This is a genomic window from Cupriavidus basilensis, assembly GCF_008801925.2.
GTDB lineage: Bacteria > Pseudomonadota > Gammaproteobacteria > Burkholderiales > Burkholderiaceae > Cupriavidus > Cupriavidus basilensis.
Map to the genome: position 1 here is coordinate 1377403 of NZ_CP062804.1, position 25087 is coordinate 1402489.

The window sequence follows — 25087 nt, forward strand, 5'->3', positions numbered from 1 at the left end:
AGACGTTGGCTGCGCGGCGCGCGGCGCACCCGGCAGGCGCGCGCCGCGCGCATATGCAAAGACGAAACGCGCAGTTGGGGATCGCACCGTGCTCGCGTACGCTCACCCATCGCTCGCTTATTCCACCGGAACCCCTCTTATGCCAAGCCTGATCCCGCTGCTCGACCACGTCGTCGTCAATGTCCACGAAGGCCTGGACGACGCCGCCAGCCGCTATCGCCGCCTGGGTTTCCAGCTGACGCCGCGCGGCCATCATTCGCTCGGGTCCAGCAACCATCTCGCGATCTTCGATACGGATTACCTGGAACTGCTCGGCTTTGAAGCCGGCAAGGCGACGACCGGCCGCGCGGACCTGCTGGCCGAACCGGCTGGCCTGACCGGGCTCGTCTTCAAGAGCGCCGACTCCACCGGCCTGCACCGCGAGATCCTGGCGCGCGGGCTGGAAGTGGAAGGGCCGCCGCGTGAGTTCACGCGCCCGGTCGATCTGCCCGGCGCCACCGGCGAAGCGCGCTTTCGCACGGTGCGGCTGGCCGCGCACCTGGTGCCAAACGGGCGCCTCTACTTCTGCCACCACTTCACGCCGGAACTGGTCTGGCGCGGGCACTGGCAAGTCCATCCCAACGGCGTGACCGGCGTGGCGCAATACGTGATCGCGGCTGCAGACCCGGCGCGCACCATCGGCCTGCTGTCGCGCCTGTTCGGCGCCGAGCATGTGGGCAAGGGGGCGCACGGCGAGCTGCTGCGCGCCGGCGGTGCGTCGGTGGTGGTGCTGACGCCGGAGGCGGCGGCGCGGCGCTTTGGCGCGAGCGTGCCGGCGCTGATTGATGGCCGCGACCGCATGGTGGCGCTGGTGCTGCGCACCACGGCGCTGGCAACGGCGCGCGCCGCGCTGGCGGCAGGCGAGATCCGCGGCGTCGAGGAGATCGACGGCCTGCTGGTGGTGCCGCCTGCCGAGGCGGCGGGCGTCACCCTCGCCTTTACCGAATAAGCGCGGACGGAATCCCGGTGGATTTCACGGATTTCTACGCGCTGGATTACACCGCGCCGCGCGCAATAAGTTCCGCGCTGCGGTCGATGCCGTGGGCGCTGTAGCGTGGCTGGCTATTCGAAAGATACCTGGCCGGAACCGGTCCGGCTGACGGCACGCTGGTGCGGCTTGCCGGCAACGATGATGTCGCCGGATCCCGTCAGCGCCACGCTGGCCGCATCCGACGCGTAGCCGAGGATGCGGCCCGAGCCGCTAAGCTGCGCGTCCAGCCGCTGCGCGCGCAAGGCGCTGGCATCCACCTCGCCAGAGCCGGAGATGGCGGCGCGCACGCTGCCCACGGTGCCCTCGGCCACGATCGAGCCGGACCCGGACAGACGCAGGTCGATGGATGCCTCGTGCAGGCCGGACGCACGCAGGGTGCCGGCGCCGGGAATGCTGACCGCCTGGAGCGAGGGCCCGGTAATGGCCACCCTGAGCGGCGCCGCGAGCACGACTGGCGCGCTCAGGCCGATGGTCAGCTTGCCGTCGTCCAGGCTGGTGAGCACCAGCGGCAGGATGTCCTCGGGGCCGGTGATGGAAACGGAGTAGGCGCGCGCAACCGAGAACACCACATCGGCCGGGGCATTGAGCTGCACGCCGGAGAATGCGCCGACCATGCGTTGCTCGGTCTTCTCGGGGCCGCCTCCCTTGGTGGCGTCATGGGAAGTCACCACCTGGCCATTGACGATGACGACACTGCTCCCGGATGTGCCCGAGGCAGAAATGCCGCTCTGGTTGATAACCACGGTGCTGGACTGAGCCAGCGCCGCGCCGGCAAGGCAGGCGGATGCCAGCCAGGCAGCGCAAAGCAGGTTGATATGGGTCATGGCGATCCTTCGGGCTGGCAGGGCTCCTGGTGGAATGTGTACTTGTCCTTGCCGGTCCTCTTTGAATCATAGAGCGCTTCATCGGCTTTGATGAACGCCTTGGTGAGCGTGTCGCCGCTGACCATGTGGGTGACACCAATGCTGATGGTCACGGGGGGCTCCGATGGCGCATCCCGGATGCTGCGGCACAGCAGTCCGATGCGGACTTCCGCCTCGGCGCGCGTCATCCCCTTGAGATAGATGCCGAATTCCTCTCCCCCCAGGCGCGCATACTGGCAGTCCCCCATCACCAGCTTGATCCCCGCGGCCACGTGCTTGAGCACTTCGTCGCCAACATCGTGGCCGTAGCGGTCATTGACCTTCTTGAAGTCATCGATGTCCACCATTGCCAGATAATGGTCTTGCTCCGTGGTGGCGCGCGGCACCAGGCTGCCCACGTTGAGCATGAAGGCACGGCGGTTGGGAATCTCGGTCAGCGCATCCACATAAGCCTGCTGCAGCAAGGTCTTCGCCATGACAAAGTTCTGCAGCTTCGCGCGCCGTAGCGTGATGAATGTGTACACCGTGATGCCGGTGAAATAGAGCGCGTAGCAGACGACCAGGATGCCCTTGAGTTCCAGCAGGTCCTGCGGCGCCATCATGGGAAATAGCAGGACCCAGGCCAGCGCGATGACGCCGAAAAACGCCCTGGGGCTCAGCGGCAGCGTGGAGGCGCAGAACAGCACGCTGGCCGCCACCAGCATCGACCAGATCGGACGGGTGTCGTCAGGCATGCCGTTCAGCACCAGGCGCGCACCCACGCAGAAGGCCAGCACAAAGGCAAAGTTGAGGATCTGGAATTGCTGCGCGCGCCGTACAAAGGGCACGGCCGCGGTCAGCGCCGACAACAGGGCAAGGTGGAGGATCGAGTTGATCGTGAAACCCTGGCCTCCCTTGACGCTGACCAGCAGATCGAACACGAGCCAGATCCCCACGCTGGCCGCGAAGGTCATGAGGCAAAAGCGCTGCAGCCTCTCGAATTCATGCTGGGCAAAATCGGCTTGCACCGGCGCCGGCACCGGCTGGTTCAGCAACTCTGACTCAACAGTGCGAAACATCATTCGGCTTGCCTCTGGAGGATCGGAGGATCGGATGGTCGGTGGGGCAGGGCAGTGCAATGAATCCAGCGGCAATCATACAAGGACTTGCAGCGTGCGCGCGCCGCTCGCAAGCGGTTTCACACGGGTGTTTGGACGGCCTGGCCGGGCATGGCGCGCAGCGCTCGTTTGCCGTCGCCGCCGTTGGTGGTGCGGCGCTCACACGCTTGCATGGCGGGGTTCCCTGTGGCGGGTCCCGGTGCCTATGCTAGAGGTGGCGGTGGATCGCTTCGGCTGACGTGGCGGTCGACGCCGGAGTCGGGTATCTCGTGCAAAACAGCACGATGCCCGGCGCTCGCCAGTGCCGGAATATAGGATCCGGTGCGGGCGATTCGTACGATTCGCGCTGGCAGTCGAGTAGGAGGAAACATGAGAACGCTGGGCTTGCTGTTCGCCACCACGTTGGCGATGGCGTCGCCGCTGCATGCATACGCAGCGGGTTGCCAATATGACATGCAGTGCAAAGGGGAGCGTATCTGCCAGAAGGGCCAGTGCGTGTCTCCGGATGACGACGACCAGAGCGTCGACCAGCCCGCCAAGCCGCCAGCCTCCCGTATTGCTCCCGCGCCAACTCCCGCCGCCAGTCAGGTGCCTGCGTCCTCCCGCATGGCGAAGAGCGCGCCGCCGGCAACGCCCGTCCCGGGCGAGCCGCGCTTTTGCTGCACGGTAGCGGGCAGGCTCAAGCCATATAACAACGCCGCCTTCGACGCCGATACCAGCGTTGGCGACGCCTGCCAGGGCATGACCAACTCGGGCAAGCCTGTGCCCGGCACCGCCTGCCAATGATGTAGCCAAGAGCACTGTGCAAGCGCTGATTCAGACGCATTGGATCGGCGCCTTTTTCTACGCGAGGTCTACGCGAGGAGGATGGCGGGGCCGGGGAGCCCCACTTCAGGGCGGATTGTCATTGAAGTTTCGCCGCGCCGGTTCGCGCCACCCGCTCAAAGAGCGGGCCCCGGGCTTATTCGGCTGGCTTGGCCGGCTCCACGACCGGCTCCACGACCGGCTCCACGACGTCGGCCGGTGCCGCCAGCAGCGCAGTCTTGCGCGGCGCGGCTTCGGCGTTGACTTCCGGCAGCGGCTTGCCGCCTGGCAGGTAGGCCGCGACCCATCCCGTCATCGCCGCGCCCATGGCGGGCAGCCCGTTGCCGTACTCCGGCAGGAAATCCCGGCCCATCAGGCACCATTGAAACGGATCCTGGCCGGCGATCGCGGCGAAATGGCGTTGGACGTTGTCGGAAACATCAGCGTTCGCGCCAAACACGATCTCGATCAGGCTGTGGGTATAGGCGGCAATGTGCTGCGCCATCACGTCGGCCAGCTCGGGCCGGAACGTGGTGAAGCTGAACGGTTGCGCGGCCGCCTCACGCAGGTAGTCGGTGCCTTCGGCAATGAGCGTCTTTGCCGTTTGCAGGTTCAGCGCGCCGATCTTCTGCGCCACCTGCGCCCAAGGGCTTGCCAGGCCAAAATCGATGACGGGGTAAGGCAGAGGCGTCTCGACGTGTTCAGCGTGAGAGAGGGTAGCCATGAGCGTCTCCGATAGTTCATGACGAGGCAACGCGTCCGAGGGATTTCGCCGGTGGCAATCGTCACTTGCTGCGCCGCAGCATTGCGCTAGTCATCATAGGCGCAATCGTCAGGGTGTCAAGGCGCGCGACGGCAGGCGCCCGTCCCGCCACATCAGGGCGGGGCGGGCAGGCCGCGATCCGGGATCGGGCTTCGGGGCTGCTGGGCCGCTGGCCCCCTTACTCTGGCTTGACGCCTGCTTCCCGGATCACCGCGGTCCACTTGGCCAGCTCGGACTTGATGCGGGCCTGGGTCTGCGCCGGCGTGGTCCAGGTGGCGATGGCGCCTTGCTTGAGCAGGGAAGCCTTCACGTCGGGCTCGGCCAGGATCTTCTTGAGTTCGGCGTTGAGCCGGTCCACCACCGGTGCCGGGGTGCCGGCCGGGGCCACGATGCCGAACATGGAGTTGACCTCGAAGTCCTTCAGGCCCGCTTCATTGGCCGTCGGCACGTCAGGCAGCGCCGCCACGCGCTCGCTGGTGGTGACGGCCAGCGCACGGATCTTGCCGCCCTTGACGTAGGACTGCGCCGCCGGCACGGTCTCGACCATGCTGAGCACCTGCCCGCCGATCAGGTCGGTCATGGCGGGGCCGCTGCCTTTATAAGGCACGTGCAGCATGTCCACGCCGGCCATGCGCTTGAACATCTCGCCAGCCAGGTGCTGCGGGGAGCCGTTGCCGGCGGAGGCAAAGGTAATCGCGCCAGGGGTGGTTTTTGCCAGCGCGATCAACTGCGGCAGGCTGTTGGCCTTGACGCTGGGATTGACCACGAACACAAGCGGCACGGTACCCACGATGGCCACCGGGGCAAAGCTCTTCTCGATGTCGTAGGAGACGCGATTCTTGTACAGCGCCGCGTTGATCGCGTGGCTGGTCAGGGCACCCATCAGCAGGGTGTAGCCGTCAGCGGGCGACTTGGCGACCAGTTCCGCGCCGATATTGCCGGCGGCGCCGGCCCGGTTGTCGACCACGACCTGCTGGCCCAGTGCGGTGGACAGGTGCTGCGCCAGGGTGCGGCCGATGACATCGGTGGCGCCGCCCGGCGGGTAGGGCACGACCAGGCGGATCGGCTTGGTGGGATAGTCGGCGGCAGCGGCCAGGCCAGGGAAGGCGGCTGTGCCTGCCAGCATGGCGCCGGCGAGCGCGCAGAGAATCAGGTGGCGCCTGGGCGCGGAAACGCGCGTTCGCGCGTGGCGTCGAATGCCGGTCATCGGGGAATCTCCTGCGCCGGGTTGGTATGGATGGGAAGTCACAGCAAGGCTGTGCAGCGCGGGACGCCCGGCTCGTCGCTATGGCAGAGTGTAGGGGGCGTCTCTTGATAGAAGAATCAGAAGTTTTCTATCGACTGATCTGAATCTTCAATTAAAGGTGCGGGGCTGAATTTTCCGTTGCGGCGAGGCAGCAAGGCCAGATATGATTCCTGCCTCGATTATCAATAATATTATTGGAGATGTGCATGGCCGGCTCCCACGATTCCCGCAAGGACCCTTCCGCCTCGGCACAGGCCGGCCAGGACCCCTTCGAGCCAGCGCAAGACGCCGAGAACGGCTTGGGCAAGGGCCTGACCAACTATGGCGACAAAGGCTTCTCGCTGTTCCTGCGCAAGGCCTTCATCAAGGGCGCGGGCTATACCGACGACGCGTTGTCGCGGCCGGTGATCGGCATCGTCAACACCAACAGCAGCTACAACCCCTGCCACGGCAACGCGCCGCAACTGGTGGAGGCCGTCAAGCGCGGCGTTATGCTGGCGGGCGGCCTGCCGGTGGACTTTCCCACCATCTCCGTGCATGAGAGCTTCTCGGCGCCCACCAGCATGTACCTGCGCAACCTCATGTCGATGGACACCGAGGAAATGATCCGCGCGCAGCCCATGGACGCCGTGGTGCTGATCGGAGGCTGCGACAAGACCGTGCCCGCGCAACTGATGGGCGCGGCCTCGGCCGGCGTGCCGGCGATCCAGCTGGTCACCGGCTCCATGCTCACCGGCTCGCATCGCGGTGAGCGCGTGGGCGCCTGCACCGATTGCCGCCGCTACTGGGGCCGCTACCGCGCCGAGGAGATCGATGCGCCCGAGATTGCCGACGTGAACAACCAGCTGGTTGCCAGCGTGGGCACCTGCTCGGTGATGGGCACGGCCAGCACCATGGCCTGCCTGACCGAAGCGCTCGGCATGATGGTGGCCGGCGGCGCATCGGCCCCGGCGGTCACCGCCGACCGCGTGCGGGTGGCCGAGCGCACCGGTACCACTGCCGTGGCCATGGCCCGCTCCGGCCTGACGCCGGACCGCATCCTCACCGGCCGCGCGATCGAGAATGCCATCCGCGTACTGCTGGCCATCGGCGGCTCCACCAACGGTATCGTGCACCTGACCGCCATCGCCGGGCGCCTGGGCATCGACATCGACCTGGCCGGGCTGGACCGCATGAGCCGCGAGACCCCCGTGCTGGTGGACCTGAAGCCCTCCGGCCAGCACTACATGGAAGACTTCCACGCGGCAGGCGGCATGCCCGCGCTGCTGCGCGAGCTGCGCCCGCTGCTGCACCTGGACACGCTGACGGTGTCGGGCCGCACGCTGGGCGAGGAGCTCGACGCCGCGCCCGCGCCGTTCGCGCAGGAGGTGATTCGCCCGTTCGACGCGCCGATCTATCCGGTGGGTGGCCTGGCCGTGCTGCGCGGCAACCTGGCTCCGGGCGGCGCCATCATCAAGCAATCCGCCGCCGATCCTGTGCTGATGGAGCATGAAGGACGCGCCGTGGTGTTCGAAAATGCCGAGGACATGGCGCAGCGCATCGACGACGACGCGCTGGACGTGAACGCCGACGATATCCTGGTGCTCAAGCGCATCGGTCCGACCGGCGCGCCCGGCATGCCCGAGGCCGGCTATATGCCGATTCCCAGGAAGCTCGCGCGTGCCGGCGTGAAGGACATGGTGCGCATCTCGGACGGCCGGATGAGCGGGACCGCGGCTGGCACCATCGTGCTGCACGTGACGCCGGAAGCCGCCATCGGCGGCCCGCTGGCGCACGTGCGCAACGGCGACCGCATCCGCCTGTCGGTGGCGCGGCGCGAAATTTCCCTGCTGATCGACGACGCGGAGCTGGCCCGCCGGGCGGCCGAGCATGAAGTGGTGCGGCCTACCGCCGAGCGCGGCTATCGCAAGTTGTTCCTGACCACGGTGACGCAGGCCGACCAGGGCGTGGACTTCGATTTCCTGCGCGCCGCGCGGACCAGCGAAACCGTGCCGCGCAAGTCCTGAGCGTCCAGTCATGGATCAACCAACCCGTGCAGGAACGCGCGCGCAAGCGGCGCATAGTGCTCAGGATGATGCCGCCGGCGGCGCCCAAGCCATGCTGGCCGCCGCAGCGATCCTTGAGGAAGACATCGTCTTTGGCTTGCTGAGTCCGCGCGAGCGGCTGGTCGAAGACGACCTGATGGCGCGCTTCAACCTGAAGCGCCATGTGGTGCGCCAGCTGCTCGTCACGCTCGAAGGCATGGGCGTGGTCGAGCGCAAGCGCAACGTTGGCGCGGTGGTGCGCGCCTTTCCGGCGCGCGAGGTGATGGAGCTATACGCACTGCGCGAAGTGCTGGAAACGCATGCCGCCAGCCTGATCGCGCTGCCGGTGCCCGCGGCGCGGTTGCAGGCGCTGGTGGCCGTGCAGCAGGAGCACGACGTTGCGGTGGCCGCGGGCGATGCGCGCGCGGTGTTCCGCATCAACCAGCGCTTTCACCGGGCGTTGTTCGCCCTGGTCGACAATGCGGTGCTGCGGCAGGCCATCGAGGAGTACGCGCGCCGCGCCCATCCGATCCGCTTTGGGTCGCTGGCTGCCGCGGGCTATCGCGAGCGCGCCAGGCAGGAACACTGGGCCATGATCGACGCCTTGCGCGAGGGCCGGCGCGAGGATCTTGTCGCACTATGCCGTAGCCATCTGCTGCCCTCGCGCGATGCATACCTCGCGGCGGAACGGGAGCGTGCCGGAGGGCCTGCTTAGTACATTACTTTAGTTGTCTCTCAGGCGTGGTTAATAGAAATATTGGGGGAATCAATACGCCACTCGAGGGGTAACTTGAAATTCCTTTCCCAATCTTTAGCCGCGCGGGCTTGTATTTGCACGTTGCAGCAGGAATATTAGCCGGCGGACCGTGCTAAACTCGGCCCCTTCTGAAGTTCTGACGATTGTCGGCCTGCAAAAGAGATGTCAGCGCAACCGTGTAAGCCACTTCCGGAGCGCTCGCCCAAAATAGGGCTAGGTGGCCTGATCCTGCTCCTGGCCCTGGGATCGGTCCTGCTGACCATGGCCAATGCGCTCCACTCCAGTTACCGCGTGCAGCGTGACCTGCTGATCCGCAATACGCTGGAAGCCAACCGTGTCTATGCGGCCAAGCTGGCGCAGTCCACGGGAGCCCATATTGAAAGCACCATGCAGCAGCTGGCGTACAGCGCCAGTTTGCTTGCCGAGGCCATGGATGATCCGGCCCGTGTGAACGAGGAGGCCGAGCGCTTGCGCTTGCAGACCAGGAGCCTGAATTCGGTGGCCATCGTCCGCCAGGACGGCATGGTGCTATCCGTATCGCCAGCGGCCTTGGGCCGGAGCGGACAGAGCGTGAAGACCGATTGGGGGCACAAGCTCCTGACCACCCGCACCCCAGCGATCAGCGAGCCATTTACCACCTCCAGCGGAAGGCTGATTATCTTTATTTCCCATCCCATTATTAATGCGCAGGGGCGGCTGCTTGGTTATGTCGGGGGCACCATTTACCTGAATGCCAAGAATCTGCTGCATGAGATTCTCGATAGCCATTATTATCGGGATAGCTCTTATGTCTATGTGGTGGATCGTAATGGCACCGTGATTTTTCATCCGGACGACTCCCATGTCGGCAAGTCGGTCTTCAAGAATTCAGTCGTGCTGGCAGTAACCAGCGGCGCAGCGGGCGCGCAGCAGATAGTGAACCAATACGGTGTCGAGATGCTTGCAGGCTATGCGCCGGTCGCGTCCACCGGGTGGGGCATCGTGGCGCAGAGATCCACGCAAGCCACGCTAGCTGATCTGAATGATCTGGTGCTGGTGACATTCCGCAACAGCATTCCCATCCTGCTCCTGTCGCTGGTCCTTATCTTGTGGTTTTCCCGCTGGATCTCGCGGCCGCTGGGGCAACTGGCCGATGACGCCCGGATGGGGACCACGCCCGACGGGATGGAGCGGATCGAGCGGATCCAGGCCAGGTATATCGAAGCCGATCGCCTCAAGAAAGCGCTGCTGCGGGGCATGAGCCTGACCAGCAGCACGCTGGACCGGCTCAACCATGAATCCATCACCGACGCACTGACGGGTTTGCGCAATCGCCGCGGGCTGGGCAATGCGCTCAGCCTGTACGAGCTTGGCGGGCAGTCCTTTGCCGTCATCACGCTCGACGTGGATCACTTCAAGTCGATCAATGACCGCTACGGGCACGATGTCGGGGACGAGGTGCTGACGCACATCGCAGGCCTGATGCGGGCCGGTTCCCGGGGCGGCGACGTGACATGCCGCAGCGGCGGGGAGGAGTTCGTCATCTTGCTGCCCGGCACGACCGCGGACAATGCGTTCCTGATTGCGGAGCGCTTGCGCGAGGCCGTGGAAAAGACGCCTAACCCCACCGGTGGCGTCGTGACGGTTTCGCTTGGCGTCGCACATTTTCCTTCGTCGGCGGAGGAGGTTGGCGAGGTGCTGAAAAAGTCGGATATCGCGCTCTATCAGGCCAAGCGCAACGGACGCAACAACACGGTCCGGTATCAGCCGGAACCGGCCGTCCGGGCGGACTCACCCTGATCGCGCGGGCGCCGCTAGCTGGCGCGATAACTTGCGCGAGGCCTGGCGGCCCTCATTCGCGCGACGGCGACTCCGGCGCTGGCATCGGTTGCGCGGACAGCGCGCTGCGCAGCGGCGGACGCGCCAGGTTGGCCCGCCAGGCGCGCTGGATCACTTGCGCGATCTGGTTGTAGGCCTGGCTGGAAATGACTTTCTCCTCGCGCATGGCCTCCAGCGAACGCTGGCCCTTGCGCAGGGCAAACAGCATCAGCAGGCGCTTTTCCAGTGCCACCGTGTAGCCGCCGAACTGCGCGCGCATCTCATCCAGGCCACCGCCGGCCGATTTGACGCGCTCTTCCAGCACGCCGTCCAGCAGGGTCGCCATGCGCGCGCCGAACACCGGCGTGAGCAGCGAGCGGTTGTACTGGCGCAGCCGCTCCAGCACCGTCTGGCGGCAGACCAGCAGCTCGAAGCGGTCGGCCAGCGCGTGGGCCAGCGGCCGGTCGATCGACAGGCGCCGGTGCAGGAAGAGCGCGACACGGTAGCCACGCTGGTAGTCGAGGATATGCCGGGCGGCGCGGTTGTAGCCCAGGCGGCCATGCTCGCGCGCGGCGTCGATCATCAGCGTGGTGTTGCGCATCATGGCGTCGAGGTTGGCTACCGAGATCACGCCGTCGCCGTACTCCGGGATCAGTTCGCGCTCGCGCGTGGCCAGCGTGACCAGGCCAATGGTGACGCGGTCGCGCTCGGATAGCGCGGCGTCGAAATCGAACTCCAGCGCGCCCAGCTCGATCTCGCGCCGGTAGTGCTGCGCCACTTCGCGCGCTGCCGCGGGAGGCAGGTCGAAGGTCTGCGCGATGTGGTCGAGCGTGGTTTCGACCTCCTCGGTGGAGAGCTGGATGGCCTGCTGCTGCAATGCCCGGTCCTGGGCGGTGAGCTGGTCCAGCCCGAGCCGGTGGATAAGCCCGCGCAGGGTGGTGCCGTTCAGCAGCAGGCTGACCAGCACGAAACCGGTGGCCAGGATGGCGATGAAATGCCGTGCCTCGTAGGGCAGCGCCTCGTTCTCGGCGATGCCCAGCGCCAGCACCAGCGTCACCGCGCCACGCAGGCCGCCCCACGCAATGGCCAGCTTGTAGGCATGGCTGATCGGCGCGCTGACCTTCAGCCAGGAGAGCAGCGGCAGCAGGCCGAACAGCGTGAGTACGCGCGCCCCCAGCGCGGCCACTACCAGTGCCAGCAGCAGCAAGCCGTGATGCACGGTCACCCCGGCCAGCAAGGACGGCACGCGCACCGCCGCCAGCAAGAACACGACGGCCCCCGTGATGCTGGCGTACTGCTCCCAGATCATGCGCATGTGGTTCCAGTTGCGCGGGCTCAGCCGCGTGGGCCCGAGCGCGCTCACCATCAGGCCGGCGCATACCACCGCCACCACCCCGGACACGCCGAGCAACTGGTCGGCGAGCAGGTAGAGCGGATAGGGCAGCGCCAGCGTCAGCGCGCCCTCGGCCATGGCCAGCCCGGCCAGGCGCGGCAGCAGGTCGGCCAGCAGGCGTCCGGCGATCGCGCCGCACAGCACGCCACCCACGAACGACCAGGCCAGTTCCCGCGCGCCAGCGGCCAGCGTGGCCTCGGCACCATGGCCGGTCAGCATGGCCACCAGCACGCCGGCAATGGCAATGGCCGCGGCGTCGTTGAGCAGGCTCTCGCCTTCGACCAGCCGGATCAGCCGGCCGGGTGCGCCGACATCGCGGAAGATGGCGATCACCGCGGCGGGGTCGGTGGTGGCTACCACCGCGCCCAGCAGCAGGCACACCACCAGGCTGGCGCCGCTGACCAGCGTGGTGACCAGCCCGATCACGCCAGTGGCCACGATCACCGCGACAATGGCCAGCAGCAGGATCGGCGCGGCGTCCGGCAGCATGCTGCGCACGTCGGCGGTCAGCGCGGCGTGGAACAGCAAAGGCGGCAGGAAGATCCACAGATAGGCCTCGGGCGGGAGTGCCGGGTCGATCAGGGGATGGAGGAAATGCAAGGCGAACTGCGGGTAGGCGGCGTCGATGGCCACATAGCCCGCGCCGATGGCGATGCCGATGGCCGAGAGTAGCGTGGACTCTGGCAGTGCCAGCTTGGCGGCGGCGACCTGCACCACCGCCACGATGGCCAGCAGCGCGCCCGCCAGGATGAGCACGTCGACGACGATATTCAAGCACGCCTCCGTTGCCGGGCGCGGGACGGCCCGGGTTGTACTGTGGGCGACGACAGCGTCACTGAGGGGTCCTTACGCTTAGGTGGCTGCGGGCTCCGAACATACCGCGATATCGTGCGCGCTTTCAAGCCTCTTGCGCTTGGCTCACCACCTTGCTCACCGCTTCGCGCGATCCCGTTCCCGCCCGCTCAGGCCGGATCGGCCACGCCGCCGCCGGCTTGGGCCAGGTGGGCGCGCAGCACGCCGACCAGCGCCACCGCCGCGGGCGACAGGCTGCGGTTGCGTGCCGTCACCAGCCCGATCGAGCGCTCGGTCACCGGCGCGGTGAGCAAGCGCTCGACAATGCCGGCCTGGCGCACCGTGCCGGCCGCAATCTCAGGCAGCGCCGCCACGCCGAAGCCGCATTCGACCATGGCGGCGATGGTGGCCAGGTGCTCGGCCTCGAACACCGGCTGGAAGCGGATACGGTTCTGCAGGAAGGCCCATTCGGCGTACTGGCGCACGCTGCTGGGGTGCGTCATGGAAACATGGCCGGCGTCCACCGTATCGGCCCAGCGCACCGGCCCCTTGCCGTGGGCCAGCGGGTGCTCGCTGGGGATCAGCAGCACGAAGCGGTCGGACATCATGGGGTCGTAGTGCAGGTCCGCTTGCTGCGGGTCGGCCGCGGTCAGCGCGAAGTCCACCTCGCCCGCGCGCACCAGGTCGAAGGCCGGGCCGGAGAGCGTGTCGAAGACCTTGAGCGTAACCTTGGGATGCTCCCGCCGATAGGCCATCAGCACGCGCGGCAGCAGGCGGGCGGCCAGCGAGGGCAGGGCGGCCACCGCAACATGGCCGCGCTCGGCGCTGGCAATGCCGCTCACGGCGTCGATGGCGTCCCGGAAAGCCGCCTGCAGGATCGCCGCCTGCTGCATGAAGACTTCGCCTGCCGCGGTCAGCCGCACGGTGCGGGTGGTGCGATCGAACAGCCGCACGCCGAGGGATTCCTCGATGCGCAGGATCTGGGTGGACAGCGCAGATTGAGACAGGTGCAACTGCCCTGCTGCCTGACGGAAGTTCAGGGTGCGGCCGAGCACCAGGGTGGTCTCGACATCGCGCATCGACAGGTTGATTTTCACGGCATGGATGGCAGATTGATCTTGATTATCGATCATTTTATCCAGAAAATCTGATTCATCAATCAAAGCGGCTTGTCTACACTCATGCCCAATCCCGACACCAGACAGTTCAAAGGAACGCCATGCCCGACGCCGCCCACTTTTCGCTAGCCGCTCCCGGCACCGCGCACGCCGTGGTGGTAGGCGGCGGCACCATGGGCGCCGACGTGGCCGTGGTGCTCACCCGCGCGCACTGCCGCACCACCGTGGTGGAACCGGATACGCAGCGCGCGGAAGCGGTCGCCGCAAGGGTAGCCGCCAATCTTGCCGCGATCGGCCCGGCGGCCGAGGTTGGCCTGGCGGGACTGACGGTAGCCGCAGGGCTCGACGCAGTCGACTGGAGCACGGTCGACCTGGTGATCGAGTGCATCCCCGAGCGGCTCGACATCAAGCGCGCGCTGTTCGCCGACCTGGCCCAGCGTGCGCGCCCGGATGCCATCCTCGCCAGCAATAGCTCGAGTTTCCCGATCAGCGCCATCGGCGCGGGCCTGCCCACCCGCGAGCGCATGCTCGGCCTGCATTTCTTCATGCCGGCGCACCTGGTGCCGCTGGTAGAGGTGGTGCTGGGCGAGGGCAGCGCCGAGGCCGGCGCCGATGCCTTGATTGCTTTCATGCGCCGTTGCGGCATGGTGCCGGTCAAGGTGAAGAAGGACCTGCCGGGTTTCCTTGCCAACCGCCTGCAGCACGCGCTGTCGCGCGAAGCCTTCGACCTGATCGACCGCGGCATCGCCTCGCCCGAGGATGTGGATGCGGCGGTGCGCTTTGGCTTCGGCTTTCGTTTCCTGGCCGCCGGGCCGGTCATGCAGCGCGACCACGCTGGCATCGACGTGCACGCGGCAGCCGGGGCTACCATGTATCCGACCTTCAACAACGCGGCGGAGCCGGCCCGGTGCCTGACCGAGCGCGCGTCGGACGGCCGCCACGGCATGAAGAGCGGCGAAGGCTTTTACCAGTGGACGCCGCAGACCATCGCCGCGGAACGCGAGCGCTATGACCGGCTGCTGCGCGCGGGGCTCGACCTGATCGCGCCGGAGCTGCCCAAGATCGAACCCTGAACCTCACCGGATTCACAAGATTCACTAAACCGATGAGATCGATCAGATCGATTTGGTAGACCAGAGCGCACTATGAGTGAACACACCTTGCTGGCGGATTCGCCGCTGATCATTACCGTCGCGCCCAACGGCGCCTACAAGACCGCCAAGGACCACCAGGCCGTGCCGCTGACCGCGGCGGCACTGGCGGCCGACGCGCGGGCCTGCCTGGAAGCCGGCGCGGCCATGATGCACATGCACGTGCGCCAGCCCGACGGCCGCCATTCGCTGGATCCACAGATTTATCGCGAAGCGCTTGCCGTGGTGAAGAAGGAAGTGGGCGACGCCCTGCTGGTCCAGGTGACCAGCGAAGCCGCCGGCATCTACCGCGCGGCCGAGCAGATCGCCATGGTGCGCGAGCTGCGGCCCGAGGCGGTTTCCATTGGGCTGCGCGAGATCGCCGTGCCGGACATTGCCGAGGCCGAGCTGGCCGATTTCCTGGCCTGGCTGGCACGCGAGCGCGTGATGACGCAGATCATCCTGTACGACGCAGCCGACGTGGCGCGCTGGCAAGCGCTGCGCGCGCGCGGGCTGGTGCCGCCGGGCGCCTGGTCGGTGCTGTTTGTGCTGGGCCGGTACTCGGCGGGGCAGGTATCGTCGCCGCGCGACCTGCTGCCGTTCCTGCAGGTCTATGACGGCGCGCTGCCGTGGGCGATCTGTGCCTTCGGGCGAGAGGAGAATGCCTGCGTGACCACGGCCGCCGCGTTTGGCGGGCACGTGCGGGTGGGCTTCGAGAACAACCTGAAGCTGCGCGACGGCAGCACCGCGCCAGGCAACGCGGCACTTGTCGGGCAGGCGGCCGAAGGCGCGCGCACGCTTGGGCGCCCGCTAGCTTCGGCCAACGAAGCCAGGCAAATCTACAGCGAGATCCGCTGATCGGCGGCGCTCGGCGCCGATGCTTACGCGCCGTCGCTGAACGAGTCGCGGGTGCCGTTGCGCGCGCCGTCGGTGAACGGGTCCCGCGTGCCGCTGCGTGCGCCATCGGTAAACGGGTCGCGCGGGCCGAGCTTGTTGGCGCCCTGGGTGTAGATGTCCCGCGCCTGGCCGGTGGCCGCGCCATCGAGATACGGGTCCACGCTGCGCGGGGCGGCGCTGGCGAGGCTGGCGGCACCGCCAAGGGTGGCGGCCAGCGCCGTGGCGAGCAGGGCTTGCTTGAGTGTACGCATTGTTTCTCTCCGAGGATTCGAGGGGCGGGCGATCTCTTTCGATCGACCGTGCTGGCAGTCTAAGAAACAGGCACCCACGACAACATGACCGGCACATGACAATGCTGTCATGCAGCGGGCGTTGCCTCGGCGGCATCGCTTGTCCGCCGCCACGTGCTTTCCACAAGCTCCAACGCCTTCGAAGTTCGCGCAAAGTCTTCCCGTGGCGCCCCAACTTTTGCCAACTGGCGTGACTCGCCAATCCTGGCGGGGAGTAACTTGGCTCGGCACGCCCAAACTGTGTCGAAAATGTGCCAAAAATCTCATAAATTCTTAATCATTGGCGAAAACGCGCAATCAAGCTATCCTTGCCCGATTGTCGGGCGTGCAGCACACCATCCGCCCGTCAAGGGCGGCTGCAGGGAGGTTGGGCAACGGTTCCGGCATGACCAGTGGCCGCCGGCGCGGATACCATGGCCGAAAACGGCGACCGAAGATGACATAAGGCCTGAAAAGGTCGTGAAACATGACGCTTTACCAGATCAAACCGAAGTTCCAGGCTCTTCTGCGGCCATTGGTGAAGCGCCTTGCCGCGCGCGGCGTTACCGCCAACCAGGTCACGCTGGCTGCGGCTGGCGGGTCATTGGTAGCGGGGGCGCTGGTGGCCGCGCTAGCCTGGCTGCCGGGCGTGTTCCTGCTGATGCCGCTCTGGCTGTTCGTGCGCATGGCGCTCAACGCCATCGACGGCATGCTGGCCCGCGAACACGGGCAGCAGAGCGTGTTGGGCGCCTATCTCAATGAACTTGGGGACATCGTCTCCGATATTGCGCTGATCCTGCCGTTCGCCCTCGTTGTGCCGTTTGGTGCCGGCGAGATCATGGTGTTTGCGCTGCTGGCCGTCATCGTCGAGTGCGCTGGCCTGATCGGGCCGCTGGCGGGTGCCAGCCGCCGCTACGACGGCCCCCTGGGCAAGAGCGACCGGGCCCTGGTGCTGGGCGCGCTGGGCTTATGGGCCGGCCTCGGGCTGAGCCTGGCGCACGCAGCCCACTGGCTGTGGGTGCTGTTGTCGCTGCTGTCGTTGCTGACCATCGCCAACCGGGTGCGCCGCGGCGTGGCCGAGGGCGAGCAGGCACGCCAGGCCCGCGCCCAGGCAGCCCCGCACGCCAAATCGTCTTCCCAACCCGTGGAGTGATGCTACGTGGATAGTCAAACCGGCCGTACCGCTGTTGAGTCACAGTTCGAAACCCACGATGGCCAGCCGCTGTTCTATCGCCACTGGCCTGCGGCGCCCGCCACGGGCCAGGCACCGCAGGGCGCCGTTGTGCTGTTTCACCGCGGGCACGAGCATTCGGGCCGCATCGCCCACCTGGTGGACGAACTGGGCTTGCCCGGCCACGCCTTCTTTGCCTGGGACGCGCGCGGCCATGGCCGTTCGCCGGGCGAGCGCGGCTATAGCCCCAGCCTGGCCACATCGGTGCGCGATATCCAGACGTTCATCGACCACATCGCCACCGAGCACGGCATTCCGGTAGAACGCATTGCCGTGGTCGCGCAGAGCGTTGGCGCTGTCCTGGCGTCAACGTGGGTGCACGACTACGCGCCGCGGATCCGCGCCCTTGTGCTGGCTTCGCCGGCGTTCAAGGTCAAGCTCTACGTGCCGCTGGCGCGGCCGGGCCTCAAGCTCATGCACAAGCTGCGGGGCAAGTTCTTCGTCAACAGCTACGTCAAGGCCAGGTTCCTCACGCACGATCCCGAGCGCATCGCCAGTTACCAGCAAGATCCGCTGATTACGCGCCCGATTGCCGTCAATATCCTGCTGGATCTCTACGAGACGGCCGATCGCATCGTGGCCGATGCGGCCGCCATCACCGTGCCCACGCAGTTGCTGATCTCCGGCGCGGACTGGGTGGTGCATCGTGGCCCGCAGGATGCGTTCTATGAGCGGCTGGGTTCCAGCGTCAAGGAGCGCATCGTGCTGGACGGCTTCTACCACGACACCTTGGGCGAGCGCGACCGCGCGCAGGCCGTGGCGGCGGCGCGGCGCTTTATCGTGCGTGAGTTCGAGACGCCATCGGCGCCGGTCTCCCTGCTGAGCGCCGATCGCAGCGGTGCTTTCAAGGATGAGTCCGACCGGCTGGCGCAGCCGCTGTCCCCGGCCAGCCCGGCAGGCATCTACTGGGGCCTCGCGCGCGCCGGCCTGAAGTTCGGCGGCCTGCTGTCCGACGGGGTGCGGCTCGGGCACAAGACCGGTTTCGATTCTGGCTCCACGCTTGACTACGTCTACTGCAACAAGGCGCAGGGGCGGTTTGGCGTCGGCCCGATGGTCGACCGCAACTACCTGGACGCGATCGGCTGGCGGGGCATCCGCCAGCGCAAGGTGAACATCGAGGAGCTGCTTGGCGTTGCCATCGACAGCCTGCGCGCCGCCGGCGTGCCGGTGCGCATTGTCGACATCGCCGCGGGCCATGGCCGCTATGTGCTGGAGGCGCTGGCCGCCAAGAGCATCGACGGAGCGGCTGCGCAACAGGTACAGAGCATCCTGCTGCGCGACTACAGCGATATCAACGTGCAACAGGGCCGCGCGCTGATCCGCAGCAAGGGCCTGTCCGACATTGCTCGCTTCGAGAAGGGCGACGCCTTCGACGGCGACGACCTCGCCGCGCTCGATCCGGCCCCCACGCTGGCCATCGTCTCGGGCCTGTATGAGCTGTTCGGCGACAACGGCATGGTGTCTCGCTCGCTTGGCGGCCTGTCGCGGGCGGTGGCACCGGGCGGCTACCTCGTCTATACCGGGCAGCCCTGGCACCCGCAGCTCGAGTTCATCGCGCGCGCGCTCACCAGCCATCGCGCAGGCTCGGCCTGGGTGATGCGGCGCCGCTCGCAGGCGGAGATGGATGAGCTGGTGCGGCAAGCCGGCTTCGAGAAGATCGCGCAGCGTATCGACCCGTGGGGCATCTTCACGGTCAGCCTGGCGCGCAGGGCCGCGTGATGCTGCGCCAGCAGGCCGAAGACCGGGCCGCGGACATGGCCGCAGGGGAGCCGGGCGCTGCCCAGGCTCGCCCCTGGGGCCTTGCCGTGGTCCTGCTGGCTGGCATGGGCGCCTTGTTTTTCTCGTCCTATGGGCTGGCCAACTGGCTGGCGAGCCAGCGTGCCGAGGTCCCGTTCTTCTACTTTGCATGGGAGCGGCACATTCCCTTTGTGCCCTGGAGCATCGTGCCGTACTGGTCGATCGACCTGCTCTACGGACTGTCCTTTTTCCTCTGGCGCACGCGCGCCGATCTGCTTGTCCATGCCAAGCGCTTGCTGGCGGCGCAACTGATCTCGGTGGCCTGCTTCATCGCCTTTCCGCTGCGTTTCGCCTTTGATCGCCCGCAGGCCGACGGCGTGCCCGGCCACCTCTTCACGCTGCTGGGCGGCTTCGACAAGCCGTTCAACCAGGCGCCGTCACTGCACATCAGCCTGCTGGTGATCCTGTGGGTGGCCTATGCCATGCACGCGCGCGGCGCCTGGCGCTGGCTGCTGCACGGCTGGTTCGCGCTGATCGGCGTGTCGGTGCTGACCACGTACCAGCACCATGTCATCGATGTGCCCACCGGCTGGCTGGTGGGCTGGTTCTGCGTTTTCCTGTTTCCCTTCGGGATGGGGCAGGGCAATGCAGAGCCCGCTGCCCGCGTGCGCACGCGGCAACTGGCCGGGCGCTACGCAGTGGGCGCACTGGCCGTCGGGGGGGTAGCGCTGGCGCTGTTGCCCGCCTCGGCCCTCGCCGCCTTGCTGCTGGGCTGGCTGGCCCTGTCGCTGGCTTGCGTCGCGGCGATCTACCGGCAGGGCGTTGCGGCCATGTTCCAGAAGCGCCACGACGGCACCATGCCGATGGCCACGCGCTGGGTGCTGGCGCCCTACCTGCTGGGCGCGCTGGCCAACTCGCGCTGGTGGACGCGCCGCCAGCCCGGCGCCAGCCAGATCGTGCCCGGCCTCTGGGTCGGCCGCTTCCCTGGCGGCGCCGAACTGCGCCGCCTCGGGGCCGATGCCGTGCTCGACCTGACCGCCGAGCTGCCGCGGCTGGCGGATGCCGCCTGGTACCGCTGCGTGCCGGTGCTGGACCTGACCGTGCCCGCGCCGGCGCAGCTGGACGAAGCGGTGGCCGTGCTGGAAGCCTGGCATCGCGATGGCCGCAAGGTGCTTGTATGCTGCGCGTTGGGGTATTCGCGCAGCGCGCTGGTGGCCGCCGCCTGGATCGCAGGCCACGCTGGCGCGCGCGATGCCGGGCAGGCGCTGGCCCTGCTGCGCAAGGGGCGTCCGGCGGTGGTGCTGGGCCCGGATAGCGTGGCAGCGCTGTCGCAATTCATCCGCCGCCGGCAGGCGGCTGCACAGTCTTCTGGGGGAGCAGGCCATGTCCGTTCCGATGCATGACGACCATCACCTGGATGCCGCCGCCGGGCACTGGATGGCGCAGGCCGCAGTGGGTGGACTCGATGGCGCGGGCCGCGTGCTCTGGGCCGGGTTGGTGCTGGCACTCATCAATCTGCTGCTGGCCGGTACCCTGTCGCCGGCGGGGCAGATCTATCTGGTGCTTGGCATCGTGGCGGCGCTGCTCGGCGCGGTCCAGCTGTGGCTGCTGATCCGCGTGGCAATCGATCGCCGCTTGTTTGCCGCGCTTGCCGAGGCCTTGCGCATCGCCGATCCAGTCTCGACGCTGGCCTCGCTGGACCAGGCGCTGGCGCTGCTCGGATGGGCGGCTCCCGAGGCCGCCGGGCGATCCCTGGCGCGGCGCGTTCGCGGCGCTTTGCGCTTTCTCCACTGGGCCGCGGGACTCGCCGCCCTGCAATTGCTGGTGGCCTTGCTGCTACTGCTGCTGAGATAACACACGATGTGGATTTCCAGACTGGTGGCGCGCGCCATCATCCTGTTCGCGCGCTTGCTGACTGGCATGCAGGCGCGCTGGAACGGCTGCCTGCCCGCCGCGGCGCAGCGTATCTATTTTGCCAATCACAGCAGCCATGGCGACTTCGTGCTGATCTGGGGCTGCCTGCCGCCGGAGCTGCGCTCGCTTACGCGGCCCGTGGCCGGCGCGGACTACTGGAACAAGTCGGCGTTGCGCCGCTTTATCGGCAAGGATGTATTCAACGCGCTGCTGATCGATCGCACCCGCAGCGAGCCGGGCAGCGATCCCGTGGCCCTGATGCAGCAGGCGGTGCGCAAAGGCGACTCGCTGATCCTGTTTCCCGAGGGCACGCGCAATACCACCGACGAACGGCTTCTGCCCTTCAAGAGCGGCATCTACCACCTGGCGAAGGCTTGCACAGAGATCGAGTTCGTGCCCGTGTGGATCGACAACCTCAACCGCGTGATGCCCAAGGGCGAGATCGTGCCGGTGCCCCTGCTATGTACCGTGACGTTCGGCAAGCCGCTGACCCTTGGCGCGGAAGAAGCCAAGGATGACTTCCTGGCGCGCTGCCGGGACGGCCTGCTGACGTTGGCGCCCGCGCTGGACTAAGAACCCATGACCTTTCCTCACCTGACCATGATGCATGAGACGTGGCTGCTGTTTGGCGGCGTGCTGGGCGTACTCGTGCTGGCTTCCACGGTGACCGCGCTGCTGCGCTGGCGCGTGGCCCGGGGCGGCCCGCACGCGGTCATCGACAACCTTGCCGCGCGCGTGTCGGCATGGTGGTGGATGATCGGCGTGCTAGGGGTAGCGTTCGTGATGGGGCGCACCGCCATCATCGTGTTGTTCTACCTGCTGTCGTTCTTCGCCTTGCGCGAGTTCATCACCATCACCACCACGCGGCGGGGGGACCATCGCGCCATCGTCGCCGCCTTCTTCGTCTTCCTGCCGTTGCAATACGTGCTGGTGTACACCGGCTGGTACGGGCTGTTTTCCATCTTCATCCCGGTCTACGCTTTCCTGATCCTGCCCATACTTTCCGCGCTGTCCGCGGAGACCACGCGCTTTCTCGAGCGTTGCGCGGGGGTGCAGTGGGCGGTGATGATCTGCGTGTTCTGCGTATCGCATGTGCCGGCGTTGCTGACCTTGCCGATTCCCGGCTTCGAGGATCGCAACCTGCTGCTGATCGCATTCCTGGTGATCGTGGTGCAGGGCAGCGACGTGCTGCAGTACGTGTGGGGCAAGCTGCTAGGCAAGACCAAGATCGCGCCGCTGCTGTCGCCGTCCAAGACCGTGGAAGGCTTTGTCGGCGGCGTGGCCAGCGCCACCGCGCTGGGCGCCTCGCTCTGGTGGATCACGCCCTACGGCTCACCCTGGAAGGCGGGGCTGATCGCGCTGGTGATCGCCTTGATGGGCTTCCTGGGCGGGCTGGTGATGTCGGCGATCAAGCGCGACCGCAACATCAAGGACTGGGGCCAGATGATCCAGGGCCACGGCGGCATGCTTGACCGGCTGGACTCGGTAGTGTTCGCCGCGCCGATCTTCTTTCACATCACGCGGTACTGGTGGGTGCCCTGAGCGGGTCCATCGCCTTCGTCGTTATTTTTCTTGAATTTTTCCGGTCCAGCCTGCGTGTTGGCCCGGCACGTTGTCATCATGTCTAGCAAGTGCATCGAGCATATCGTCATTGTCGGTTTTGGCTGCATCGGCCAGGCCATCCTGCCCTTGCTGGCGCGGGCTCACCCGGAAGCGGCGGTAACGGTTGTCGACCGGGCCATGGACGCTCACCGCCTGGCGCTGGCCCGGCAATACCGCGCCACGCCGCTGCATGCCACGGTGGCGCCGGACAACTTTGCACGGGTGCTGAGTCCGCTGCTGGGGGCGCAAACCTGCCTGCTTAACCTGGCGCCCGCCGTGTGCAGCCGCGACCTGATTGCGCTTGCGCAGGCACACCACGCGCTCTACCTGGATAGCGGCATCGAGCCATGGGACTACGAGGACGGCGTAGCCTCATCCCATCTGAGCAACTACGCCCTGCGCAGCGAGATGCTGGCATTCGCCCGCGGCCGCGAGCGGATGTCCACCGCGCTGGTTGCCCACGGCGCCAATCCCGGGCTGGTCTCGCTGCTGGTCAAAGCCGCCTTGCTGAAACTCGCGCGGCACGCCGGCGTGCCGGACACCCCACCGCGGGACCAGGCTGGCTGGGCCCGGCTCGCGCGCCGGCTCGACGTGCGCGTGATCCAGGTGGCGGAGCACGACAGCCAGTGCGCCCCGGGCTATCCGGCGCACGGCGAATTCGCCAATACCTGGTCGGCCGAGGGCTTCATCACGGAATGCCTGCAGGACGCCGAACTGGGCTGGGGCAGCCACGAGCCCGCGCTGCCTGCCGGTGGCCGGCGCCATGGCTACGGCAGCGATGCGGCGATCGTGCTGGACCGGCCCGGGCACCGTACCCGTGTGCGCTCCTGGTCCGCGCTGCACGGTCCGTTCGATGCCTACCTGATCACGCACAACGAATCGATCTCGATCGCCGAGTATTTCAGCTGTGCCACGCCCGGCGAGCCGCAATACCGGCCCACGGCCTACTACGCCTACCGCCCCACCCGCGCCACGATGGCATCCATGCAGTGGCTGGGCGAGCGCGACGCCAGCCGCATTGCCAGCCACCGCATTCTCAAGGACGAGATCGTCGATGGCGTGGATGAGCTTGGCGTGCTGCTGATGAGCGGGCGCCATGGCGCGGTGTGGCACGGCTCGCAGCTCGACATCCACCGGGCACGCGCGCTGGCGCCGCACAACTCCGCCACCAGCCTGCAGGTGGCCTCCAGCATCGTCGCCGCGATGCGCTGGGCACAGGCCAATCCGGTGCGCGGCGTGACCGAGTCCGATGCCATGGATCACCACATGGTGCTGGAGCACGCAGCCGGCTGGTGGGCGCCTCTCGTCACGCGCTTCACCGACTGGACCCCCTGGCCGGGCCGTCGCTCGCTGGCCTTCGACGAATTCCTCATTACCGCATCCGCGCCGGCGCCAGCGCCGGGCACCGCGGAGATCGCCCTGCCATGAAACGCATTGCCCAGACCCCGCGTGCCGACTGGCCGCAGCAGCTTGAGCGCATCGGTTTTCACTTCCACTCGCTCGACGAGCAGAACCTGCCGCGCCAGGTGGATCGCAACACGTTCTTCTACTGGCGCGAAGACGTCGCCTACGAGTTCGAGGCGCAGGAGATCGAGGCGCTGTATGCCGCCGCGCTCGATCTGAACCAGCGCTGCCTGGAAGCCGTGCAGCACGTGATTGACCACGACCTGTTTGCGCAGCTCGCCATTGCCCCGGATTTTGCCGAGCTGATCCGTACCTCCTGGGACCGCGACGAGCCAACGCTGTTCGGCCGCTTCGACATGACCATGGATGCGCTTGGCGTGCCCAAGATGTACGAGTTCAACGCCGATACGCCCACCTCGCTGATCGAATCGAGCCTGGCGCAATGGTTCTGGAAGGCGGCGGTGCGCCCGGATGCCGACCAGTTCAACAGCCTGCATGAAGCGCTGGTGTCGCGCTGGCAATGGCTGCGCCGCCACTATCGCGACGCCAAGGTCCTGCATTTCGCCTGCATGTTCGACAGCCAGGAGGATGTCTGCAATGTCGAGTACCTGATGGACACGGCGCTGCAGGCAGGGTGGTCGGTCAAGCTGACCGACCTGGAGCAGGTTGGCTCCGATGGGCGCGGCGGCTTCTACGACGGCGACGACCAGCCGATGGAGCTGGTCTTCAAGCTCTACCCGTGGGAATGGATGGCCACTTCCGACTATCGCACGGAGCTGGCAGGCAGCGCGGTGCGATGGGTGGAGCCACCCTGGAAGGCAGTGCTCTCCAACAAGGCCATCCTGCCGATCCTGTGGGACCTGTTCCCAGGCCATCCGAATCTGCTCGAGGCCTCGTTTCGCGAAGCCACCTTTGCCGGGCGCTCTTATGCCAGGAAGCCGTTCCTGTCGCGCGAGGGCGAGAGCGTGGCGCTGGTGACCCCGCAGGGGCGTTTCGAGAATCCCGGCGAGTACGGCGAGGAAGGCTTTATCTACCAGGCCTACGCGAGCGCCCAGCGCTTTGACGATCGCTACACCACGCTCGGCGTGTGGCTGGTCGACGACGTGCCCAGCGGCCTGTGCGTGCGCGAGGAACTGGGACCGATCGCCAAGAACACCAGCTTCTTCGTCCCGCATTATTTTCAGCACGGCTAATCCGAAGAAAGGAGAAACGCAGCGCA

At 67.0% G+C, this 25087-nt stretch carries 22 protein-coding genes; 15 read left to right on the forward strand and 7 right to left on the reverse strand.

Features of this window, described 5'->3' with window-relative positions:
* The first annotated feature begins 139 nt into the window (after positions 1 to 139).
* On the forward strand, positions 140 to 988 hold the full coding sequence (locus F7R26_RS27020) for a VOC family protein (RefSeq protein WP_150986598.1): 849 nt from the start codon (positions 140 to 142) through the stop codon (positions 986 to 988).
* Positions 989 to 1101: 113 nt separating this feature from the next.
* Here the strand turns inward: F7R26_RS27020 and F7R26_RS27025 are convergent, their stop codons facing one another.
* Both F7R26_RS27025 and F7R26_RS27030 read right to left on the reverse strand, forming a co-directional pair.
* Complete coding sequence (locus F7R26_RS27025; RefSeq protein WP_150986597.1) at positions 1102 to 1854, reverse strand: head GIN domain-containing protein; 753 nt, start codon at positions 1852 to 1854, stop codon at positions 1102 to 1104.
* Complete coding sequence (locus F7R26_RS27030) at positions 1851 to 2954, reverse strand: GGDEF domain-containing protein (protein WP_241754744.1); 1104 nt, start codon at positions 2952 to 2954, stop codon at positions 1851 to 1853. Before F7R26_RS27030 ends, F7R26_RS27025 begins: the two co-directional genes overlap by 4 nt.
* Before the next feature lie 405 nt (positions 2955 to 3359).
* Here F7R26_RS27030 and F7R26_RS27035 point away from each other — a divergent pair, with 405 nt between their 5' ends.
* On the forward strand, positions 3360 to 3776 hold the full coding sequence (locus F7R26_RS27035) for a hypothetical protein (protein ID WP_150986596.1): 417 nt from the start codon (positions 3360 to 3362) through the stop codon (positions 3774 to 3776).
* Between the two features lie 175 nt (positions 3777 to 3951).
* Here the strand turns inward: F7R26_RS27035 and F7R26_RS27040 are convergent, their stop codons facing one another.
* Both F7R26_RS27040 and F7R26_RS27045 read right to left on the reverse strand, forming a co-directional pair.
* Positions 3952 to 4518 carry a phasin family protein gene (locus F7R26_RS27040; RefSeq protein ID WP_150986595.1) on the reverse strand — a complete coding sequence of 189 codons (567 nt, stop codon included), beginning with the start codon at positions 4516 to 4518 and terminating at the stop codon, positions 3952 to 3954.
* A 217-nt stretch (positions 4519 to 4735) separates the two neighbouring features.
* The gene (locus tag F7R26_RS27045) at positions 4736 to 5764 is read right to left on the reverse strand and encodes a Bug family tripartite tricarboxylate transporter substrate binding protein (protein ID WP_150986594.1); all 1029 of its coding nucleotides are present in this window, start codon (positions 5762 to 5764) and stop codon (positions 4736 to 4738) included.
* 245 nt (positions 5765 to 6009) lie between these two features.
* On the opposite strand from F7R26_RS27045, the gene F7R26_RS27050 reads away from it, so the two are divergent.
* From F7R26_RS27050 to F7R26_RS27060, 3 genes are all read left to right on the forward strand, one after another.
* Complete coding sequence (locus F7R26_RS27050) at positions 6010 to 7809, forward strand: IlvD/Edd family dehydratase (protein WP_241754745.1); 1800 nt, start codon at positions 6010 to 6012, stop codon at positions 7807 to 7809.
* A 91-nt stretch (positions 7810 to 7900) separates the two neighbouring features.
* Positions 7901 to 8542 carry a GntR family transcriptional regulator gene (locus F7R26_RS27055; RefSeq protein ID WP_150986655.1) on the forward strand — a complete coding sequence of 214 codons (642 nt, stop codon included), beginning with the start codon at positions 7901 to 7903 and terminating at the stop codon, positions 8540 to 8542.
* Between the two features lie 249 nt (positions 8543 to 8791).
* Positions 8792 to 10363 carry a sensor domain-containing diguanylate cyclase gene (locus F7R26_RS27060; protein ID WP_150986654.1) on the forward strand — a complete coding sequence of 524 codons (1572 nt, stop codon included), beginning with the start codon at positions 8792 to 8794 and terminating at the stop codon, positions 10361 to 10363.
* Between the two features lie 52 nt (positions 10364 to 10415).
* Here F7R26_RS27060 and F7R26_RS27065 read toward each other — a convergent pair whose 3' ends face one another.
* Together F7R26_RS27065 and F7R26_RS27070 are read right to left on the reverse strand one after the other, a co-directional pair.
* On the reverse strand, positions 10416 to 12548 hold the full coding sequence (locus tag F7R26_RS27065) for a cation:proton antiporter (RefSeq protein WP_150986593.1): 2133 nt from the start codon (positions 12546 to 12548) through the stop codon (positions 10416 to 10418).
* A gap of 188 nt (positions 12549 to 12736) precedes the next feature.
* On the reverse strand, positions 12737 to 13663 hold the full coding sequence (locus F7R26_RS27070; RefSeq protein WP_150986653.1) for a LysR family transcriptional regulator: 927 nt from the start codon (positions 13661 to 13663) through the stop codon (positions 12737 to 12739).
* Between the two features lie 122 nt (positions 13664 to 13785).
* Here F7R26_RS27070 and F7R26_RS27075 point away from each other — a divergent pair, with 122 nt between their 5' ends.
* Both F7R26_RS27075 and F7R26_RS27080 read left to right on the forward strand, forming a co-directional pair.
* Positions 13786 to 14757 (forward strand): 3-hydroxyacyl-CoA dehydrogenase family protein, encoded by a 972-nt coding sequence (locus F7R26_RS27075; protein WP_150986592.1) that lies wholly within the window; start codon positions 13786 to 13788, stop codon positions 14755 to 14757.
* Positions 14758 to 14829: 72 nt separating this feature from the next.
* A complete protein-coding gene (locus F7R26_RS27080) occupies positions 14830 to 15672 on the forward strand; it encodes a beta-keto acid cleavage family enzyme (protein WP_150986591.1) in 843 nt (280 codons plus the stop codon).
* 23 nt (positions 15673 to 15695) lie between these two features.
* On the opposite strand, the gene F7R26_RS27085 is transcribed toward F7R26_RS27080, so the two are convergent.
* On the reverse strand, positions 15696 to 15962 hold the full coding sequence (locus tag F7R26_RS27085; protein WP_150986590.1) for a hypothetical protein: 267 nt from the start codon (positions 15960 to 15962) through the stop codon (positions 15696 to 15698).
* A 505-nt stretch (positions 15963 to 16467) separates the two neighbouring features.
* Here F7R26_RS27085 and F7R26_RS27090 point away from each other — a divergent pair.
* The 8 genes from F7R26_RS27090 (at position 16468) to F7R26_RS27125 (ending at position 25061) form a co-directional block, all read left to right on the forward strand.
* On the forward strand, positions 16468 to 17133 hold the full coding sequence (locus F7R26_RS27090; RefSeq protein WP_193692251.1) for a CDP-alcohol phosphatidyltransferase family protein: 666 nt from the start codon (positions 16468 to 16470) through the stop codon (positions 17131 to 17133).
* Between the two features lie 6 nt (positions 17134 to 17139).
* A complete protein-coding gene (locus F7R26_RS27095; protein WP_150986588.1) occupies positions 17140 to 18930 on the forward strand; it encodes a bifunctional alpha/beta hydrolase/class I SAM-dependent methyltransferase in 1791 nt (596 codons plus the stop codon).
* On the forward strand, positions 18930 to 20351 hold the full coding sequence (locus F7R26_RS27100; RefSeq protein WP_416351372.1) for a phosphatase PAP2/dual specificity phosphatase family protein: 1422 nt from the start codon (positions 18930 to 18932) through the stop codon (positions 20349 to 20351). Before F7R26_RS27095 ends, F7R26_RS27100 begins: the two co-directional genes overlap by 1 nt.
* Complete coding sequence (locus F7R26_RS27105) at positions 20332 to 20802, forward strand: hypothetical protein (protein WP_241754746.1); 471 nt, start codon at positions 20332 to 20334, stop codon at positions 20800 to 20802. The genes F7R26_RS27100 and F7R26_RS27105 overlap by 20 nt, the downstream gene beginning before the upstream one ends.
* Before the next feature lie 6 nt (positions 20803 to 20808).
* Positions 20809 to 21435 (forward strand): lysophospholipid acyltransferase family protein, encoded by a 627-nt coding sequence (locus tag F7R26_RS27110; protein ID WP_150986587.1) that lies wholly within the window; start codon positions 20809 to 20811, stop codon positions 21433 to 21435.
* A 6-nt stretch (positions 21436 to 21441) separates the two neighbouring features.
* Positions 21442 to 22404, forward strand: coding sequence for a phosphatidate cytidylyltransferase (locus F7R26_RS27115; protein WP_241754747.1), 963 nt, complete (start codon positions 21442 to 21444; stop codon positions 22402 to 22404).
* 78 nt (positions 22405 to 22482) lie between these two features.
* Entirely contained in the window at positions 22483 to 23892 is a 1410-nt protein-coding gene (locus F7R26_RS27120; protein ID WP_150986586.1) for a saccharopine dehydrogenase C-terminal domain-containing protein, read from the forward strand.
* Complete coding sequence (locus tag F7R26_RS27125; RefSeq protein WP_150986585.1) at positions 23889 to 25061, forward strand: glutathionylspermidine synthase family protein; 1173 nt, start codon at positions 23889 to 23891, stop codon at positions 25059 to 25061. The genes F7R26_RS27120 and F7R26_RS27125 overlap by 4 nt, the downstream gene beginning before the upstream one ends.
* Positions 25062 to 25087 lie beyond the last annotated feature (26 nt).

Excerpts from the sequence above, each read along its gene's own strand:
- F7R26_RS27045 (WP_150986594.1), bottom strand. The coding sequence starts at position 5,764 with ATGACCGGCATTCGACGCCACGCGCGAACGCGCGTTTCCGCGCCCAGG.
- F7R26_RS27115 (WP_241754747.1), top strand. The coding sequence starts at position 21,442 with ATGACCTTTCCTCACCTGACCATGATGCATGAGACGTGGCTGCTGTTT.
- F7R26_RS27100 (WP_416351372.1), top strand. The coding sequence starts at position 18,930 with ATGCTGCGCCAGCAGGCCGAAGACCGGGCCGCGGACATGGCCGCAGGG.
- F7R26_RS27050 (WP_241754745.1), top strand. The coding sequence starts at position 6,010 with ATGGCCGGCTCCCACGATTCCCGCAAGGACCCTTCCGCCTCGGCACAG.
- F7R26_RS27030 (WP_241754744.1), bottom strand. The coding sequence starts at position 2,954 with ATGATGTTTCGCACTGTTGAGTCAGAGTTGCTGAACCAGCCGGTGCCG.
- F7R26_RS27120 (WP_150986586.1), top strand. The coding sequence starts at position 22,483 with ATGTCTAGCAAGTGCATCGAGCATATCGTCATTGTCGGTTTTGGCTGC.
- F7R26_RS27090 (WP_193692251.1), top strand. The coding sequence starts at position 16,468 with ATGACGCTTTACCAGATCAAACCGAAGTTCCAGGCTCTTCTGCGGCCA.
- F7R26_RS27075 (WP_150986592.1), top strand. The coding sequence starts at position 13,786 with ATGCCCGACGCCGCCCACTTTTCGCTAGCCGCTCCCGGCACCGCGCAC.
- F7R26_RS27105 (WP_241754746.1), top strand. The coding sequence starts at position 20,332 with ATGTCCGTTCCGATGCATGACGACCATCACCTGGATGCCGCCGCCGGG.
- F7R26_RS27055 (WP_150986655.1), top strand. The coding sequence starts at position 7,901 with ATGCTGGCCGCCGCAGCGATCCTTGAGGAAGACATCGTCTTTGGCTTG.
- F7R26_RS27080 (WP_150986591.1), top strand. The coding sequence starts at position 14,830 with ATGAGTGAACACACCTTGCTGGCGGATTCGCCGCTGATCATTACCGTC.
- F7R26_RS27085 (WP_150986590.1), bottom strand. The coding sequence starts at position 15,962 with ATGCGTACACTCAAGCAAGCCCTGCTCGCCACGGCGCTGGCCGCCACC.
- F7R26_RS27110 (WP_150986587.1), top strand. The coding sequence starts at position 20,809 with ATGTGGATTTCCAGACTGGTGGCGCGCGCCATCATCCTGTTCGCGCGC.
- F7R26_RS27125 (WP_150986585.1), top strand. The coding sequence starts at position 23,889 with ATGAAACGCATTGCCCAGACCCCGCGTGCCGACTGGCCGCAGCAGCTT.
- F7R26_RS27040 (WP_150986595.1), bottom strand. The coding sequence starts at position 4,518 with ATGGCTACCCTCTCTCACGCTGAACACGTCGAGACGCCTCTGCCTTAC.
- F7R26_RS27020 (WP_150986598.1), top strand. The coding sequence starts at position 140 with ATGCCAAGCCTGATCCCGCTGCTCGACCACGTCGTCGTCAATGTCCAC.
- F7R26_RS27025 (WP_150986597.1), bottom strand. The coding sequence starts at position 1,854 with ATGACCCATATCAACCTGCTTTGCGCTGCCTGGCTGGCATCCGCCTGC.
- F7R26_RS27035 (WP_150986596.1), top strand. The coding sequence starts at position 3,360 with ATGAGAACGCTGGGCTTGCTGTTCGCCACCACGTTGGCGATGGCGTCG.